Annotated in this window: 3 protein-coding genes; 1 reads left to right on the top strand and 2 read right to left on the bottom strand. The window is 57.1% G+C overall.

What is annotated here, in order from left to right; translation table 11 throughout:
* Positions 1-109 precede the first annotated feature (109 nt).
* Together cas2 and cas1 are read right to left on the bottom strand one after the other, a co-directional pair.
* A complete protein-coding gene (cas2, locus tag G455_RS0122700; protein WP_028095681.1) occupies positions 110-415 on the bottom strand; it encodes a CRISPR-associated endonuclease Cas2 in 306 nt (101 codons plus the stop codon).
* 35 nt (positions 416-450) lie between these two features.
* Positions 451-1,335, bottom strand: coding sequence for a type II CRISPR-associated endonuclease Cas1 (gene cas1 / locus G455_RS0122695; RefSeq protein ID WP_028095680.1), 885 nt, complete (start codon positions 1,333-1,335; stop codon positions 451-453).
* 99 nt (positions 1,336-1,434) lie between these two features.
* Between cas1 and G455_RS0122690 the strand changes: the two genes are divergently transcribed.
* Positions 1,435-1,697: transposase (locus tag G455_RS0122690; protein ID WP_028095679.1), on the top strand; the 263-nt coding region annotated here is incomplete at its 3' end.

The raw sequence follows: 1,697 nt of genomic DNA, 5'->3' as shown, positions 1-1,697 counted from the left end.
GTTGCGGCTGGACCTCGAATTCTGAACTGCTATCCTCGATATCCACCCAAAGCCTTGTAAACAAAAGGATTTGGGTGGATTCGGGTTGCAGGTTTCCAATCAAATTCCGTCAAAACAGCACCAATTGCTCTGGATTTTTCCGGGCAGACCGCCGCCCCTGATCCGAGAAGTGAACAATGTCACGATACTGGCGATCCGTGAAATTGAGTATCTGGATGTCTCCCTTCGCAGGCAAATGGCGCTCGATCTGGTTGATCTTTGTCTGGAAAGCTTCCTTGCCGTTGACGAAACGTGCGTAAACAGAAAATTGACTGCGCTCGAACCCCTCATCAAGCAGGAAGTTACGAAACTCGGTGGCAGCCTTGCGTTGTGGTTTGGTGTCAGTGGGCAGGTCGAACATCACGAGAATCCACATGATCCGGTATCCTGAAAGATGGCTGGGCTGGCAGGTCATGACCCCAACCCAGCGAGCGTAAGGGCATCGGGGGGTGCCGGCAACGCAAGCGATAGTCTTCCGGTTTCGAAGCTCTGGCCCAATGACGTAGCGAGTTTGCACAGGGCAACCGAGACCGACGTCTGACCGTCGCCAAGAGGCAAATCAAGCGCGATCAGGCGCGCTAGCACCTGTTTCGTTTCGGCATCAACCTGAGTGCGGCCGCGGAAAGAAAGCCCCCTAACGGCGCAATCTATCAAAGGGCGGAACGGTTCCATGAGATCGTCGGCAAGCGCGAAGGCGTTACCTCGATTAGAATGATGGAGACCGATCGTTGGATGGAGCCCGGCGGCAACGATGGCGCGGGCGGTTGCGGCCCGCAGCACTGTGTAGCCATAATTCAGAAGACTATTGATGTCCGGCGCATCCCGGTTTCGGCGAAATTCATCGCCTAACATGAGCGGCCAGTAGTAGCGCGCAGCCTGAGCTTCGAGATTGGTGCTGTCACCGCTTGTGACCTTGCGGGCCATCATATGCAGCGGGGCGGACGCGGCAGCATGTGCGTCGAGTGCAGCGGCCTGCATCTTGACCTTGGCGACGACCACCTGTTTCCACGCTTGTTTGACAAGCGGCGTTTTCGCCTGCCATTGGGACCGCAGCCGCGCCCCCTGGGCGTGGTGACCTTCCAGCGGCATGAGCACAGAGCGAGGAGCATGATTGGCACCGCAAAGTACCACAGGCGCCCCGCGATCCGCCAACTCTGCAAGCAATGAGATCGAACAGGTCGTACCATGCGCGTGGATGATCACGGCAGTGATTTCATCGAGCGGAACGCGACCAATTTCCGCCCCGTGTTCACTGACCTTTAACAGGCTGCTGAACTTATTTGTGAAAAACGACACTACCCACCAACACCTAACAGGCTGCTGAAAAAGGCCGGTCTCGACGCGGTTTTGAGAACATGATTCACTTCCGGCACGGCAGCGGTGGTGAGGGTGACGATGCGTGGGACGGACGAAGCGAGCGAGTCGCTGTTCAGCTATGTTGACCTTGAGGAGCGGATCCCTGTGGGTCATCCGCTTCACAAGATCCGGCAGATCGTGAACGATGCACTGACGAGCCTCGATGCCGAGTTTGACGCGCTCTATACCGACTTTGGCCGCCCCTCCATTGCGCCGGAGCGCCTGATCCGGGCGAGCCTTCTCCAGATCCTGTTCTCGATCCGCTCGGAACGGCAGTTGATGGAGCAGATGGACTATAACCT

It is taken from the genome of Pseudodonghicola xiamenensis DSM 18339 (assembly GCF_000429365.1).
Lineage (GTDB): Bacteria > Pseudomonadota > Alphaproteobacteria > Rhodobacterales > Rhodobacteraceae > Pseudodonghicola > Pseudodonghicola xiamenensis.
This window is presented reverse-complemented; position numbering and strand designations above follow the sequence as displayed.